The sequence below is a fragment of the Pseudomonas sp. MN1F genome (assembly GCF_009391885.1).
GTDB lineage: Bacteria > Pseudomonadota > Gammaproteobacteria > Pseudomonadales > Pseudomonadaceae > Aquipseudomonas.
Window position 1 is genome coordinate 1 of record NZ_VZII01000047.1, and the last position, 15,734, is coordinate 15,734.

At 64.9% G+C, this 15,734-nt stretch carries 11 protein-coding genes and 1 pseudogene; 10 read left to right on the forward strand and 2 right to left on the reverse strand.

The window, feature by feature from the left end; translation table 11 throughout:
- Positions 1-316: pseudogene (locus F6X59_RS22295) on the reverse strand (electron transfer flavoprotein subunit beta/FixA family protein); the annotation flags it as partial.
- A 103-nt stretch (positions 317-419) separates the two neighbouring features.
- Positions 420-1,334 carry a LysR family transcriptional regulator gene (locus F6X59_RS22300; protein WP_372240487.1) on the reverse strand — a complete coding sequence of 305 codons (915 nt, stop codon included), beginning with the start codon at positions 1,332-1,334 and terminating at the stop codon, positions 420-422.
- Positions 1,335-1,602: 268 nt separating this feature from the next.
- Between F6X59_RS22300 and speB the strand changes: the two genes are divergently transcribed.
- The 10 genes from speB (at position 1,603) to glyA (ending at position 15,727) form a co-directional block, all read left to right on the forward strand.
- On the forward strand, positions 1,603-2,574 hold the full coding sequence (gene speB / locus F6X59_RS22305; RefSeq protein WP_152958159.1) for an agmatinase: 972 nt from the start codon (positions 1,603-1,605) through the stop codon (positions 2,572-2,574).
- A gap of 15 nt (positions 2,575-2,589) precedes the next feature.
- Positions 2,590-4,098, forward strand: coding sequence for an aldehyde dehydrogenase (locus F6X59_RS22310; protein WP_372240488.1), 1,509 nt, complete (start codon positions 2,590-2,592; stop codon positions 4,096-4,098).
- A 98-nt stretch (positions 4,099-4,196) separates the two neighbouring features.
- Positions 4,197-4,376, forward strand: a complete 180-nt coding sequence (locus F6X59_RS22315) for a hypothetical protein (RefSeq protein WP_152958160.1) — start codon at positions 4,197-4,199, stop codon at positions 4,374-4,376.
- A complete protein-coding gene (locus F6X59_RS22320) occupies positions 4,373-5,842 on the forward strand; it encodes a cytosine permease (RefSeq protein WP_152958161.1) in 1,470 nt (489 codons plus the stop codon). Before F6X59_RS22315 ends, F6X59_RS22320 begins: the two co-directional genes overlap by 4 nt.
- Before the next feature lie 4 nt (positions 5,843-5,846).
- Positions 5,847-7,535 (forward strand): choline dehydrogenase, encoded by a 1,689-nt coding sequence (gene betA, locus F6X59_RS22325; protein ID WP_152958162.1) that lies wholly within the window; start codon positions 5,847-5,849, stop codon positions 7,533-7,535.
- 315 nt (positions 7,536-7,850) lie between these two features.
- The gene (gene cycA / locus F6X59_RS22330) at positions 7,851-9,275 is read left to right on the forward strand and encodes a D-serine/D-alanine/glycine transporter (protein ID WP_152958163.1); all 1,425 of its coding nucleotides are present in this window, start codon (positions 7,851-7,853) and stop codon (positions 9,273-9,275) included.
- 81 nt (positions 9,276-9,356) lie between these two features.
- Complete coding sequence (locus tag F6X59_RS22335; protein WP_152958164.1) at positions 9,357-10,889, forward strand: sigma-54-dependent transcriptional regulator; 1,533 nt, start codon at positions 9,357-9,359, stop codon at positions 10,887-10,889.
- Positions 10,890-11,148: 259 nt separating this feature from the next.
- Positions 11,149-11,526 carry a glycine cleavage system protein GcvH gene (gcvH, locus tag F6X59_RS22340; RefSeq protein WP_152958165.1) on the forward strand — a complete coding sequence of 126 codons (378 nt, stop codon included), beginning with the start codon at positions 11,149-11,151 and terminating at the stop codon, positions 11,524-11,526.
- A gap of 14 nt (positions 11,527-11,540) precedes the next feature.
- Positions 11,541-14,411 (forward strand): aminomethyl-transferring glycine dehydrogenase, encoded by a 2,871-nt coding sequence (gcvP, locus tag F6X59_RS22345; RefSeq protein WP_152958166.1) that lies wholly within the window; start codon positions 11,541-11,543, stop codon positions 14,409-14,411.
- A 62-nt stretch (positions 14,412-14,473) separates the two neighbouring features.
- The gene (gene glyA, locus F6X59_RS22350) at positions 14,474-15,727 is read left to right on the forward strand and encodes a serine hydroxymethyltransferase (protein ID WP_152958167.1); all 1,254 of its coding nucleotides are present in this window, start codon (positions 14,474-14,476) and stop codon (positions 15,725-15,727) included.
- Positions 15,728-15,734: the final 7 nt, after the last annotated feature.

A 15,734-nucleotide genomic window follows, 5' to 3' on the forward strand; every position in this document is an offset into this window, starting at 1 on the left:
CGACAACGGCTTTCAGTGCCTTGGCCACGGCCAGGGAATTCAGCTCGTCAGCGGCTTCGACCAGGATGGCGCGGTCGGCACCGAGGGCCAGGGCAGTACGCAACTGCTCCTGAGCGGTGGTCGGGCCGACGGAGACCACCACGATCTCGCTGGCGATACCCTGTTCCTTCATGCGCACGGCTTGCTCCACGGCAATTTCGCAGAAGGGGTTCATGGACATCTTGGCATTTGCCAGGTCGACACCGCTGTTGTCCGCCTTGACGCGAACCTTGACGTTGTAGTCGACCACTCGCTTGACGCTTACCAGTACCCTCATAGGTTCTCCAGTCATTGATGGTGGGGCGGCGGGTAGGGGGTTGGCAACGACGGTAGCGCAGTGTTGGCGGGCGGGGATCGTCCGTTTCGAGTAGCGGGGCGAATCAGGGCGAGCCAGGCTGCGCTGCGCAGGCATCGAGGTCTTCGAGGAACGCCTGCAGGATGGGCGGGCGCGATACGCCACGGCGGGTGACCACATCGAACGGCGAGCACAGGTCCAGCAGGCTGGGGCCCAGGCGGCGCATGTCGCCGGTCTTGAGCCATTGCTCGGCGAAGTGCACCGGCAAGAAGCCGATATAGGCGCCGGAAATGATCAGGATCGCCGCTGCCTCGATGTTCTCCACGGTGGCATCGGCCTTGGTGATGCCCAATTGCTCCAGGTCGTACTGCTGCATGTAGCCGCGCACCACGATCCGGCTCTGGCGCACGTCCTCCATCAGCCGGCCATTGCTCGCGTTGCTGGCGAACAGCGGGTGGCGCCGGCCACAGTAAAGCCCCAGGGCCTCGTCATACAGCGGCTGGTAGGACAACCCCGCGACCCGCAACGGGAAGTGGCCGATGGCCAGGTGCAGCCTGCCGTCGAGCACCCGCTCTTCGAGTTCCGCCGGGGCACCGATGTAGATGTGCAGATGGGCATCGTGCCCTCGCGAAACGAAGCGCTGGGTGGTGCGCGGCAGGGGCGACACGGGGTCGGTCAGGGTGGAGTCGATGATGCCCAGGTTGAGCTTGCCGCTGATGTGCTGCTTGAGCACGTCGGCATCCATGCAGAAGCTCTCCACGGCACTGAGCAGGCGCAGGGTCGCTTCATGGATGGCCACCCCTTGCTCGGTCAGGCGAAAGCCACTGCGCCCGCGCTGGCAGAGCTTGACCCCCAGGCGGGTCTCCAGGTGCGACATCTGTTCGCTGATGGTCGACTGGCCGGCATTGAGCGCAGCCTGTGCCGCAGAAAAGCCGCCGCACCTGACGATCGTGGTGAAAACCCTGAGCAGCTTCAGGTCGACATCGTGCAGTTGGATCACCGTAGCCTCCCGGCCGGGTGTCACATCGCCAGTGCTGATATGAACACCCGTGCATTGTTCTTGTCGCGCAAGCTAACCATGAGTACCTGGCCACTGCAATGCCGGGTATCGCCGGGTTTGAACTGCGGCAGATACTTCGGCCACGGCGATGTATGTATCTGCACTTGCGCATTTTTCCCCGCCGGCACGGTTGCCATAGTGGACCGCAACGGTGGTCGAGCAGTCGCCCCGTCTCCTGAAACAGAACAAGAACTGGAGAAACCAGAACATGGCAAAGCACGGTTACGAGTCCGGCCGCCTGAACCTGCCCTTCGTGGGCCATTGCACGTTCGCCAAGGCCCCGGTGTGCACCGACTGGGCGGCGATCGACGCCGATGTGGCAATCCTCGGCGCACCGAATGACATGGGCACCCAGTGGCGTTCGGGGGCACGCTTCGGACCTCGCGGCATTCGCGAGGCATCGACCCTGTTCTCGTTCGGCCATGCCGGCGCCTACGACTTCGAGGATGACGCCACCTACCTGACTGAAGACCAGGTCCGTATGGTCGACGTCGGCGATGCCGATATCGTGCACACCGACATGGCCAGCAGCAACGCCAACATCGAGCTGGCGGTGCGGCAGATCCTTGCAGCGGGGGCCATGCCGGTGGTGCTGGGCGGTGACCATTCGGTGCATGCCCCGGTGATCAAGGCGTTCGAAGGCCATGGGCCGATCCATATCGTGCACTTCGATGCCCACCTGGACTTCGTCGACGAGCGCCATGGCGTGCGCTATGGGCACGGCAGCCCGCTGCGCCGCGCTTCGGAACTGGAGCACATCGTCGGCATGACCCAGATGGGCATCCGCAACGTGTCATCCTCCAACCGTGATGACTACGATGCCGCCCGTGAGGCCGGCTCGCAGATCCTCTCGGTACGTGACGTGCGCCGCCTGGGCTGCGCGGGTGTGCTGGCGAAAATCCCCGAAGGCCGCAACTACTACATCACCATCGACATCGACGGCTTCGACCCGTCCATCGCCCCGGGCACCGGCACGCCGAGCCATGGCGGCTTCTTGTACTACGAAGTGCTGGAGATCATCCAGGCGCTGGCGCAGCGCAGCCACGGCCGCATTGTCGGCATGGACCTGGTCGAAGTGGCCCCGGCCTACGACCCCACCGGCATGACCTCGATCCTCGCCGCGCAACTGCTGATGAACAGCATCGGCTTCATCTTCCACGCGCGCGCCAAAGCCCGCTGACCCGGAGACTGTCCTGTGGACCACAAGGTAAAAGACTACTTGCAGGCCTTTGGTGTATCCGAGGCGACCCAGCACTTTCTCAGCAAGGCGCAGCGCATGTTCATTGCCGGCGCCTGGCTCGAGGCCAGCGACGGCGGCAGCGCCGAGGTGATCGAGCCGTCCACCGAGGGTGTGCTGACGCGCATCCCCATGGCCACTGCGGATGACCTCGACCGCGCCGTGCGCGCAGCGCGTGCGCAGTTCGATGGCGGTGCCTGGAGCCAGCTCAAGCCACTGGAGCGCGAGCGCCTGATCCATCGCCTGGCCGACCTGATCGAGGCCCACGGCGACGAGCTGGCACAGATCGAAGCCATCGACATGGGCAAGTCGGTCGCCCAGGCGCGGGCGGTGGATATCCAGGGCACGGTCGATACCCTGCGCTATTTTGCCGGCTGGGCCAGCAAGATCCACGGCCGCACGGTCGAGCCATCGCTGCCCGGCAACTACCTGGCGTACACGCGCAAGGAGGCGGTGGGGGTGGTCGGTGCCATCGTGCCGTGGAACTTCCCGCTACAGACCATGGCCTGGAAACTCGGCGCGGCGCTGGCGACCGGTTGCACCGTGGTGGTCAAGCCGGCGGAGCTGACTTCGCTGTCGGCATTGCGCTTTGCCGAGCTGGTGCAGGCCTCGGGCATTCCCGACGGGGTGGTGAACATCGTGACCGGGCGCGGCAGCGTGGTCGGCGAGGCGATGTCCCGCCACCCAGGCATCGACAAGCTGAGTTTTACCGGTTCGACACCGGTCGGCTGCTCGGTGGGCAAGACGGCGATGGACCAGATGAAACGCCTGACCCTGGAACTGGGCGGCAAGTCGCCGGTGATCGTGTTCGCCGATGCGGACATCGAGGCAGCGGCGCAAGCGGTGGCCAACGGGGTGTTCTTCAACTCCGGGCAGGTGTGCGACGCCGGTACCCGGGCGTATGTCGAGCGCAGTGTCTACCCCGCATTCCTCGAAGCGCTGGCCAGGTACACCGCCACCCTGAAGATTGCCCCGGGCCTGGACCCGGACTGCTTCATCAGCCCCATGGTGTCGCGCCAGCAACAGCAGCGGGTGCTGGACTACATCGCCCTGGGCAAGGCCGAAGGCGCGCAGGTGTACTACGGCGGCGAGCCGCTCGGCGGCCCGGGCTTCTTCGTGCAGCCCACGATCTTCGCCAACTGCAACAACGACATGCGCGTGGTTCGCGAGGAAATCTTCGGCCCGGTGCTGGTGACCCAGCCGTTCGACACCCAGGAACAGGCACTGGCCCTGGCTAACGACTCGGAGTTTGGCCTGGCGGCAGCAATCTACTCCAACGACCTGGGCAAGGTCCACGGGCTGATTCCGCGCCTGCGTGCGGGCACGGTGTACGTCAATGCCCACAGCACCCTGGACCCGTCCATGCCGTTCGGTGGCTACAAGCAATCGGGCTATGGCAAGGACATGGGCGCCGAACAACTGGAGTTCCTGCTGGAGACCAAGGCGGTCTGGATCACCTTGCCCTGAGGTAGCAGGGCCGTCCTGCGCCGCCGAAGGTTGGCCGGCGGCGCAGGTTTATCGAATGCATCGAATTTCAATAACAAGAACCTGTCGAGGTGATGCCGATGAACAGCCAAGTGGATAGCGAGCGTGCGCAAGACCTGGAAAGGCGCCTGCGCGCCTATGAAGAACTGGAGCACAGCGCCCGCTGGCCGGGCGCCCTGAGCGCGGCCGACGTGGTGGCGCTGGCCCTGCTGACGCTGGTGATGGTGGCCGGCGCGTACTACCTGGGAGGCCAGCCATGAGTGCTTCGCGCGAGCAAGAATTTCGCCTGAGCGCGGAACGTGGCGACACCCCCTTGCTGCCCAATGAGCGGGTGTGGGGGTTCTGGGGGTTTGCCTACGCCAACTCGGCGCTGGCGGTGGCCACCTGGGTGTTCCTGATCGGCGGCGCCACCGCGCTGTTCGTCGGGCCGCTGCAAGGGATTGCCGCGATCATCATCGGCAACATCATCGGCGTGGTCCTCGCCGCATCGTCCACCTGCCTGCCGTGTGGCAAGTACGGCGTCGAGCAGTTCACTTTCCTGCGCAGCATGTTCGGCCTCAACGGCAGCCGCCTGGTGTACTTCCTCTCGGTGGTGGTGCTGACCATGGGCTGGCTGGCGGTGCTGGGGCTGATGTGCGGGCGGGCGCTGGACAACCTGCAAACCCTGGTGCAGCAGCGCCAGCCCAACGGTGACGACTGGCTGGTGACCGCCGGCGGCTTGCTGGCCATCGTGCTGGCGGCACTGGTGGCCATGCGCGGGCCGGACATGATCCGCCGGCTGAGCGCGGTGATCGCGCCGAGCCTGATCCTGATCATGCTGGCGCTGATGTACTTCATTTCCCGCCGCTACAGCCTCGACCAACTGCTGGCCATGCCGCCTTTGCAGCCACCGTTCGAGAACCCCCACGTCAACTTCATGGTGGCGGTGGAGATCAACATCGCCGCGGGCTTCTCCTGGTGGCCCTACATCGGCAACCTGTCGCGCCTGTGCAGCAACCAGCGCACGGCCTTCTGGCCCAACCTGGTGGGCATCTTCGCGGCGGCGTCGCTGGGCGAGTCGGTCAGCCTGTTCGCCGCCACCACCCTGGGCAGCAGCGACCCTACCACCTGGATGCGCCTGGCAGGCGGCATGGGCTTTGGCGTCATCGCCCTGAGCTTCCTGGCACTGGCCAACCTGACCGGTATGGTCAACATCCTCTACACCGCGGTGATCGGCTTGCGTCAGTTGGCCGGCGAGCGCCTGCGCAGCGTGGGCTGGGGGGTACTGATCGGGCTGTTCTGCATCATCCCGGTGGTGATCGTGGTGTTCCTGCCGGGGATCTACGACGGCTTTTTCATCTTCCTGGTATGGACATCCGCGCTCAACAGCGCCCTGGCCGGCATCGGCATCGCCGATTACTTCTTCCTGCGCAAGCAGCGCCTGAACCTGCGCCAGCTCTACGCCGAACAGAGCGTGTCGGCGTTGCGCTACTGCAAAGGCTTCAACCCCATCGCGCTGTTGGCGCTGGTGGCCGGTTTCGCGATCTACGTGGTGGTGTTCAACCCGCAGACCCTGGCCCATACCGACTTCTTCACCTTCGCCACCGCCTCGCTGCCGTCCTGCCTGCTGGCCGGGCTGGTGCACTACGGCCTGACCCGGCTGCTGGCGGCACGCCTGGGCTGGGGCGGCTACCCAACGCGCAATGAACACAACATCCAGGCTGCCGGCCTTCGTGTACAGGACTAGAACCATGACCAAGCGATACGACTACATCATCATCGGCGCAGGCTCTGCTGGCTGTGTGCTGGCCAACCGCCTGAGCGAAGACGCCGGCACCTCGGTGCTGGTCCTGGAGTTCGGCGGCAGCGACCGCAGTGTGCTGATCCAGATGCCCAGTGCCTTCTCGTTGCCGATGAACACCAAGAAGTACAACTGGCGCTACGAGACCGTCGCCGAGCCGCACCTGGACAACCGCCGCCTGCACTGCCCACGGGGCAAGGTACTGGGGGGCTCGTCCTCGATCAACGGCTTGGTCTACATCCGTGGCCATGCCTGCGACTTCGATGAGTGGGAAAGCCTGGGGGCGAAGAACTGGAGCTACCGCAACTGCCTGCCGTACTTCAAGCGTGCCGAGCAGTACAAGTTCGGCGGCGATGACTACCGCGGCGGCATGGGGCCGCTGGCCACCAACAACGGCAACAACATGCAGAACCCGCTGTACGGCGCCTGGGTCGAGGCCGGTGCCGAAGCCGGCTACATCAAGACCGACGACTGCAACGGCTACATGCAGGAAGGCTTTGGTGCCATGCACATGACGGTCAAGGATGGCGTGCGCTGGTCCACGGCCAACGCCTACCTGCGCCCGGCCATGAGCCGGCCGAACCTGACCGTGATCACCCATGCCATGACCCGGCGCATCCTGCTCGATGGCAAGCGGGCGGTGGGCGTGGAATATGACCATGGCGGCCAGACCCACAAGGTCCTGTGCAACCGCGAGGTGCTGGTAGCGTCTGGCCCGATCGGTTCGCCGCACTTGTTGCAGCGCTCCGGCATCGGCCCCGCGGCCGTGCTGAAGAAGGCCGGCATCGAGGTGCGCCATGCCCTGCCTGGGGTGGGTGAGAACCTGCAGGACCATTCGGAAATCTACATCCAGTATGCGTGCAAGGAGCCAGTGACCCTCAATGGCAAGATGAACCTGCTGGGCAAGGCGATGATCGGCCTGCGCTGGTTGCTGTTCAAGGACGGCCTGGGCGCCAGCAACCACTTCGAAGCGGGCGGCTTCATCCGCTCGTCCAAGGGCCTGCGCTGGCCGGACATCCAGTTCCACTTCCTGCCGGCGGCCATGCGCTATGACGGCGACAAACCGTTCAAGGGCCATGGCTTCATGGTGCTGACCGGGCCCAACAAGCCCAAGAGCCGCGGCCATGTGCGGGCGCTGTCGGCCGACCCGTACCAACATCCGCAAATCCGCTTCAACTACCTCGAAAGCGAGGAGGACCGCGAGGGTTTCCGCCGCTGTGTGCGGCTGACCCGCGAGATCATCGCGCAGCCGGCCATGGACCGCTTCCGCGGCGAGGAACTGGCGCCCGGGCCACAGGTGCAGACCGATGAGCAGATCGACGCGTTCGTGCGCGCCAACATGGAAAGCACCATGCACCCGTGCGGCTCGTGCCGGATGGGCGAGGATGACATGGCCGTGGTCGATTCGACATTGCGTGTGCATGGCCTGCAGGGGCTGCGGGTGATCGACTCCTCGGTGTTCCCGAGCGAACCCAATGGCAACCTCAACGCTCCGACCATCATGCTGGCCGAACGCGCTGCTGACCTGGTGCGCGGGCGCCAGCCGTTGGCACCGAGCGATGTGCCGGTTGGCCTGGTGGGGAGCTGGGAGGAACAGCAACGCAGCCGTGCACCGCTGCGCGAGATGCCTGTGCGCTAGGGATGCCGGGGCGCCAGGCGGCACCCTGCGGACCGAATGCGCTCCATTGGAGCGCTTTCGCTACAGGTGGCGCTGGCGCAAGGCTCACGACGCCTGGCGGTGTTCTACCGGCGGATTGGCGCCGGTTTTGTGGAGCGACTTCTTTACAGCCAAACCGGCAACATTCAATGGGAACCCTGTAATCCGGGCGTTTTCCGCCTGGCACAGAGCTTGCTCTCTACCTTGCACGCGAGCGGATTTGAAAGTTGTTCGTCCGGTCTCGAGGTTTGAACTTGTGACGTTATAAAAACAATTAGACTAGCAAGGTAGAAAACAATGAATAACTTGCCCCACGGTCACCGCCCGCCTGACGGTGACGCACACGAACTCAAGCGCAACCTGTCCAACCGCCATATCCAGTTGATCGCCATTGGCGGTGCCATCGGCACCGGCCTGTTCATGGGTTCTGGCAAGACCATCAGCCTGGCGGGGCCCTCCATCATCTTTGTCTACATGATCATCGGCTTCATGCTGTTCTTTGTCATGCGGGCCATGGGCGAACTGCTGTTGTCCAACTTGCAGTACAAGTCGTTCATCGATTTCTCGGCGGACCTGCTCGGCCCCTGGGCGGGGTTCTTCACCGGCTGGACCTACTGGTTCTGCTGGATTGTCACCGGTATCGCCGACGTGATCGCGATCTCGGCCTATGCGCAGTTCTGGTTCCCCGACATCCCCTTGTGGATGCCGGCGTTGTCCTGTGTTGGCCTGTTGCTCACGTTGAACCTGATGACGGTGAAGATGTTCGGCGAAATGGAGTTCTGGTTCGCCATGATCAAGATCGTCGCCATCTGCGCGCTGGTCTGCACCGGGTTCTACATGGTGGCGGCGGCTTACCAGTCGCCGGCCGGGCATGCTGCCTCGCTGGCCAACCTGTGGAATGACGGCGGCATGTTCCCCCATGGCGCCATGGGCTTCTTTGCCGGCTTCCAGATTGCGGTGTTTGCCTTCGTCGGCATCGAGCTGGTGGGGACTACCGCCGCCGAAACCAAGAATCCGGAACGCAACCTGCCACGGGCGATCAACTCGATTCCCTTGCGCATCATCGTCTTCTACGTGCTTGCCCTGATCGCTATCATGGCCGTCACACCCTGGCGTGAAGTGGTGGCCAACAAGAGCCCCTTCGTCGAGCTGTTCGTGCTGGCCGGCCTGCCGGCTGCGGCCGGCATCATCAACTTCGTGGTGCTGACCTCGGCCATGTCGTCTGCCAACAGCGGCGTGTTCTCGACCAGCCGCATGCTCTACGGCCTGGCGGTGGATGGCGATGCGCCTGGCAAGTTCGCTGCGCTGTCCAGCCGCGCGGTACCTTCCAACGGCCTGATCTTTTCCTGTGTGTGCCTGACGGGCGGGGCGCTGGTCATCTACCTGGTGCCGAACATGCTCGAAGCCTTCACCCTGATCACCACGGTGTCGGCACTGCTGTTCATGTTCGTCTGGTCGATCATCCTGCTGTCGTACCTGGCGTACCGCAAGCAGCGTGACCCGCTGCACCAGGCGTCGAAGTACAAGATGCCGGGCGGCACGTTGATGTGCTGGGTGTGCCTGGTGTTCTTCGCCTTCATCCTGGCCTTGCTGGCGTTGCAGGCCGACACCCGCAGCGCGCTGTACCTGATGCCGGTCTGGTTTGCCGTACTGGGCCTGACCTATCGATCGAACCGGCGCAAAAGGCAGCAGGCCGTGCAGCTGTCATTCGATGCCGATTGACCGCCACCTTCACCGACTACCCAAGGGGGACAGCGCCGTGCGCTGTCCCCCTGTCGTCTTTCTATCCAGCAGGGAATTTTTATGAGAATCCACGTCAACTTTCTCGACCGTGTCGGTATCACTCAGGAAATCCTCTCGCTGCTTGGGGCACGCAACCTTAACCTGGACGCTGTGGAGATGATTCCACCCAACGTCTATATCGACGCCCCGACCCTGTCGCCCAGGGTGCTGGACGAACTCTACGCAGCCCTGTTGGGGGTGGACGGGGTGCTGGACGTGGCGCTGGTCGACTTCCTTCCCGGCCACCGCCGCCGCCTGCAGTTGGAGGCGTTGCTGGCGGCGATGAGCGACCCGGTGCTGGCGGTGGACCCTGGCGGCCATGTGCTGCTGGCGAACCCGACCCTGGTCGCCCTGGTTGGGCGTGAGCCGGCCGGTGAGCCGTTGAACCGCTTGTTTGCCGAACCGGACCTGGCCCAGACCCTGATCGACAAGGGCTTTCGCTTACCGATGTGCGAGGTGGGCTTTCAGGGCCAGGCCCTGCTGCTGGAGGCCACACCGATCAGTGGCGGCGCCGATGGCCTGGTGGGTGGCCTGCTGACCTTGTACCCACCCAGCCGCATCGGCGAGCGCCTGGCCTCGCTGCTGCATGACAACAGCGAAGGCCTGGGGGCGTTGCTGGGCGAGTCGGCGGCGCTGCAGGCGCTCAAGGCCCGCTTGCACAAGGTGGCGAGCCTGGAAGCGCCGGTCTTGATCCAGGGCGAGACCGGCACGGGCAAGGAACTGGTGGCCCGTGCCTGCCACGCGCTGAGTGCCCGGCGCGATGCCTCGTTCCTGGCACTGAACTGCGCGGCGTTACCCGAAAGCCTGGCCGAAAGCGAGCTGTTCGGCTACGCCGCAGGTGCGTTTACCGGCGCCCAGCGGGGCGGCAAGCCGGGCCTGCTGGAACTGGCCGATGGCGGTACGGTGTTTCTCGATGAAGTGGGCGAGATGTCGCCGTACCTGCAGGCCAAGCTGCTGCGTTTTCTCAATGACGGCAGCTTTCGCCGGGTGGGCGGTGGCAGCGAGGTGCAGGTAAATGTGCGGGTGGTCTGCGCCACCCACCGCAACCTGGAAAGCATGGTGCTCGAAGGTGACTTTCGCGAAGACCTTTACTATCGCCTCAACGTGCTCAACCTGCAGGTGCCGCCGCTGCGTGAGCGGGGCAGGGACATCCTGCTGCTGGCCGAGCATTTCCTGCGCCAGGCCTGTGCGCAGATCCAGCGTACCCCGTGCCGCTTGGCGCTGGCCACCCATCCGCTGCTGCTGGGCAATCGCTGGTCCGGCAATGTGCGCCAGTTGCAGAACGTGATCTTCCGCGCGGCAGCCATCAGCGAAGGGGAGGTGATCGACTGTGATGACCTGGAGCTGGCTGGCACCGCCTTGAGCAGCCAGCAAGCCGAGGGGCAGGAGATCGTCAGCCTGGAAGCGGCCGTGCAGGCCTTTGAAAAATCCTTGCTGGAAAAACTCTACGCGAGCTACCCCTCGACCCGGCAACTGGCGGTGCGCTTGCAGACTTCGCACACGGCGATCGGCCAGCGTTTGCGCAAGTACGGCATCGCCAGCCGGGCCTCATAGTCGACCCGGTGCGAATCCGCTCCGCTGGAGTGATTGTGCTCCGGGCTGGCGGGGTGGCGGGTTCATTGGCCCGTGCTGTCAGGGGTGGTTGTCGGGCCTGCGCCACGGAGCGAATCCGCTCCATCTCGCAGGCTCGGAATTGATCGAAATAAAACAGTAAAGTATTGATATATATAGGTTTTAGTGAGTTGGCATCACCCTTGCTCTGTATCTGTCAGTCCTGCATCGGGACTCACCTGATAACAAGAGAGGAAGATCCATGAGCACGCTGCGTTTTACTCCCGAACACGAATGGCTGCGTCTGGAAGCGACTGGCGAGCTGACCGTCGGCATCACCAGCTATGCCCAGCAGGCCCTGGGTGACGTGGTGTTCGTGCAACTGCCGGAGCCGGGCGAGTACGGCGAGGGCAACGAAGTCGCAGTGCTGGAGTCGGTGAAGGCCGCCAGCAACATCACCATGCCGTTGCGCGGCACCGTGGTGGCCGTCAACCAGGCCCTGGCCGACGACCCCGAGCTGGTCAACAGCTCGCCCATGCAGGACGGCTGGTTCTTCCGCATTCAGGCAGCCAACCCGTCGGAGCTCGACGGCCTGATGGACCAGGACGGCTACGACCGCTTCCTGGCCGACAACGCCTGAGCCAGGGGGCCGACATGACCAACGCATCCATCCCGCTGGGCACCGACAACGAGTTCATCGCCCGTCACATCGGCCCGCGCGAGGGCGATATCGAGGCCATGCTGGCGCTGGTCGGCCATGACTCGCTCGATGCCCTGATCGACAGCGTCATCCCCGCCAGCATCAGGGGCAGCAGCGTGCTCGCGCTGGGCAAGGGGCAGGGCGAGGCTGAAGCCCTGGCCGCACTCAAGGCCATTGCGGCGAACAACCAGCTGTTCAGCAACCACATCGGCCAGGGCTACTACCCTTGCCACACGCCAACAGCGATCCTGCGCAACCTGCTGGAGAACCCGGCCTGGTACACCGCCTACACGCCGTATCAGCCGGAAATCTCCCAGGGCCGCCTGGAGGCGCTGCTGAACTTCCAGACCCTGGTCAGTGACCTCACCGGCATGCAGATCGCCAACGCCTCGTTGCTCGACGAAGCCACCGCTGCCGCCGAGGCGATGACCTTCTGCAAGCGCCTTGCGAAGAACAAGGCCCCGGCGTTCTTCGCCTCCAGCCACTGCCACCCGCAGACCCTCGACGTGCTGCGCACCCGTGCCCAGCCACTGGGTATCGAAGTGGTCATCGCTGATGAAGCGGTTTTGCAGGGCCAAGCCCTGGACGGCTATTTCGGCCTGTTGCTGCAATACCCGGCCAGCACCGGTGCCATCACCGACCACCGTGCCCTGGTGCAACGCGCCCATGCGGCGGGTGCGCTGGTGGCCGTGGCCGCCGACCTGCTGGCGCTGACCTTGCTGACCCCACCGGGCGAGTTCGATGCCGACGTGGTACTGGGCAGCGCCCAGCGCTTCGGTGTGCCGCTGGGCTTCGGCGGCCCGCACGCGGCGTACTTCGCCACCCGCGATGCCTTCAAGCGCGACATGCCCGGCCGCCTGGTCGGGGTGTCCATCGACCGCTTCGGCAAGCCGGCCCTGCGCCTGGCCATGCAGACCCGCGAACAACACATCCGCCGCGAAAAGGCCACCAGCAACATCTGCACCGCGCAGGTGCTGCTGGCCAACATCGCCAGCATGTATGCGGTCTACCACGGCCCCACGGGCCTGGAGCAGATCGCCCGGCGCGTGCACCGCCTGACCGCGATCCTGGTGCAAGGGCTGCAGCAGCTCGGGCACCACGTCGAACAGGCGCATTTCTTCGACACCGTCAGCGTGGTCACTGCCGGGCCTGTGGCCGATGTGCTGGCGGCCGCCCAGAGTGCCTGTCTGAACCTGCGGCGGGTCGATGAACTGCGGGTTGGCGTGGCCCTGGATGAAACCTGCGAGCAGGGCAGTGTCGAGGCCCTGTGGCAGGTCTTCGCCGCAGCAGGCCAGGTGCTCCCGGACTTTGCCGCCCTGGCCGCCGAGAGTGGCGACTGCCTGCCCGCGGCGCTGCTGCGCCAGACCCCATTCCTGCAGCACCCGGTGTTCAACCGCTATCACAGTGAAACCGAACTGATGCGTTACCTGCGCCGCCTGGCCGACAAGGACCTGGCCCTGGACCGCAGCATGATCGCGCTTGGCTCATGCACCATGAAGCTCAATGCTGCCAGCGAGATGGTACCGATCACCTGGCCCGAATTCGGCGCCCTGCACCCATTCGCCCCGGCCGAGCAGTCGCAAGGTTACCGTCAGCTGACCGATGAGCTGGAAGCCATGCTCTGTGCGGCCACCGGCTATGACGCCATGTCGCTGCAGCCCAATGCCGGCTCGCAGGGCGAGTATGCCGGCCTGCTGGCGATCCGCGCCTACCACGCCAGCCGTGGCGAGGCAGGGCGCGATGTGTGCCTGATCCCGTCGTCGGCCCATGGCACCAACCCGGCCACCGCGCAGATGGCCGGCATGCGGGTGGTGGTGGTCAACTGCGACGAGCGTGGCAACGTCGATGTCGCCGACCTGCAGCACAAGGCCGAGCAGCACCGGGCGCAGCTGGCCGCGCTGATGATCACCTACCCCTCGACCCACGGCGTGTTCGAAGAGGCCATCACCCGCATCTGCGACATCATTCATGAGCACGGTGGCCAGGTGTACCTGGACGGCGCCAACATGAACGCGATGGTCGGCCTGTGTGCCCCGGGCATGTTCGGTGGCGACGTGTCGCACCTGAACCTGCACAAGACCTTCTGCATCCCCCACGGCGGTGGCGGCCCCGGTGTCGGCCCGATCGGCGTCAAGGCGCACCTGGCGCCGTTCCTGCCCGGTCACGCCCACCTGGCCAACCCCCAGGGCGCGGTCAGCGCGGCGCCTTATGGCAGTGCCAGCATCCTGCCGATCACCTGGATGTACATCCGCATGATGGGCGGGGAAGGGCTCAAGCGTGCCTCGCAACTGGCGATTCTCAATGCCAACTACATCGCCCGGCGCCTGGAGGACCACTACCCGGTGCTGTACACCGGCGAGAACGGCCTGGTCGCCCATGAATGCATCCTCGACCTGCGCCCGCTCAAGGACAGCAGCGGCATCAGCGTCGAGGACGTGGCCAAGCGCCTGATCGACTTCGGCTTCCATGCCCCGACCATGTCGTTCCCGGTGGCCGGCACGCTGATGGTCGAGCCGACCGAAAGCGAGTCCAAGGAAGAACTGGACCGCTTCTGCGCCGCGATGATCTGCATCCGCGAAGAAATCCGCGCCGTGGAAATCGGCACCCTGGACAAGCTCGACAACCCGCTGAAGAACGCGCCGCATACCGCCACCGAGCTGGTGGGCGAATGGCCCCATGGCTATGCCCGGGAGCTGGCGGTGTACCCGCTGGCCGACCTGCGCGACAGCAAGTACTGGCCGCCGGTGGGGCGCGTGGACAACGTCTACGGTGACCGCAACCTGGCCTGTGCCTGCCCGCCGCTGTCGAGCTATCAAGATGCCTGACCCTGCCGGCCCGCAGCGCTTGCGGGCCGTGCTTGCCAACCGAACAACAAGGAATCACACCCATGTTCCATAAAAGCCTGACCCTGTCCGATTTCGACCCTGCACTGTCCGCGGCCATCGGCCGTGAAGTGCAGCGCCAGGAAGACCACATCGAGCTGATCGCTTCGGAAAACTACACCAGCCCCCAGGTGATGCAGGCCCAGGGCACCGAACTGACCAACAAGTACGCCGAAGGCTACCCGGGCAAGCGTTACTACGGTGGCTGCGAGCATGTCGACGTGGTCGAGCAATTGGCCATCGACCGCGCCAAACAACTGTTCGGTGCCGGTTATGCCAACGTCCAGCCACACTCGGGCTCCCAGGCCAACGCGGCGGTCTACCTGGCCTTGCTGCAGGCCGGCGATACGCTCCTGGGCATGAGCCTGGCCCACGGCGGCCACCTGACCCACGGTGCCAAGGTGTCGTCCTCGGGCAAGTTGTACAACGCCGTGCAATATGGCATCGATGGCAACGGCCTGATCGACTACGACGAAGTCGAGCGCCTGGCCGTCGAGCACCAGCCGAAGATGATCGTGGCCGGCTTCTCGGCCTACTCGAAGACCCTCGACTTCCCGCGTTTTCGGCAGATCGCCGACAAGGTCGGGGCCTACCTGTTCGTTGATATGGCCCACGTCGCCGGGCTGGTCGCGGCAGGCCTGTACCCCAACCCGCTGCCGTATGCCGATGTGATCACCACCACCACCCACAAGACCCTGCGCGGGCCGCGTGGTGGCCTGATTCTGGCCAAGGCCGACCCGGAGCTTGAGAAAAAGCTCAACTCGGCGGTATTCCCGGGCGGGCAGGGCGGGCCGCTGATGCACGTGATCGCGGCCAAGGCGGTGTGCTTCAAGGAGGCCCTGGAGCTGGGTTTCAAGGAGTACCAGCGCCAGGTCATCAGCAACGCCCAGGCCATGGCGCAGGTGTTCATGCAGCGCGGTTTCGACGTGGTGTCCGGTGGCACCGACAACCACCTGTTCCTGGTCAGCCTGATCCGCCAGGGCATCACCGGCAAGGACGCCGACGCCGCGCTGGGCCGTGCGCACATCACGGTGAACAAGAACGCGGTGCCCAATGACCCGCAGTCGCCGTTCGTGACCTCGGGCCTGCGTATCGGTACCCCGGCCGTGACTACCCGTGGGTTCAAGGAAGTGGAATGCCGCGCCTTGGCGACCTGGATCTGCGACATCCTCGACCACCTCGGCGATGCCGACGTCGAGGCCCAGGTGGCGCGCCAGGTAGCGGCGTTGTGCAAGCTGTTCCCGGTCTATCCGGCCTGACACCCGG

What these genes read in the sequence shown, in the direction of transcription:
- glyA (WP_152958167.1), top strand. Translation starts at nt 14,474, where the DNA reads ATGTTCCATAAAAGCCTGACCCTGTCCGATTTCGACCCTGCACTGTCC.
- betA (WP_152958162.1), top strand. Translation starts at nt 5,847, where the DNA reads ATGACCAAGCGATACGACTACATCATCATCGGCGCAGGCTCTGCTGGC.
- cycA (WP_152958163.1), top strand. Translation starts at nt 7,851, where the DNA reads ATGAATAACTTGCCCCACGGTCACCGCCCGCCTGACGGTGACGCACAC.
- F6X59_RS22320 (WP_152958161.1), top strand. Translation starts at nt 4,373, where the DNA reads ATGAGTGCTTCGCGCGAGCAAGAATTTCGCCTGAGCGCGGAACGTGGC.
- gcvH (WP_152958165.1), top strand. Translation starts at nt 11,149, where the DNA reads ATGAGCACGCTGCGTTTTACTCCCGAACACGAATGGCTGCGTCTGGAA.
- F6X59_RS22315 (WP_152958160.1), top strand. Translation starts at nt 4,197, where the DNA reads ATGAACAGCCAAGTGGATAGCGAGCGTGCGCAAGACCTGGAAAGGCGC.
- speB (WP_152958159.1), top strand. Translation starts at nt 1,603, where the DNA reads ATGGCAAAGCACGGTTACGAGTCCGGCCGCCTGAACCTGCCCTTCGTG.
- F6X59_RS22335 (WP_152958164.1), top strand. Translation starts at nt 9,357, where the DNA reads ATGAGAATCCACGTCAACTTTCTCGACCGTGTCGGTATCACTCAGGAA.
- gcvP (WP_152958166.1), top strand. Translation starts at nt 11,541, where the DNA reads ATGACCAACGCATCCATCCCGCTGGGCACCGACAACGAGTTCATCGCC.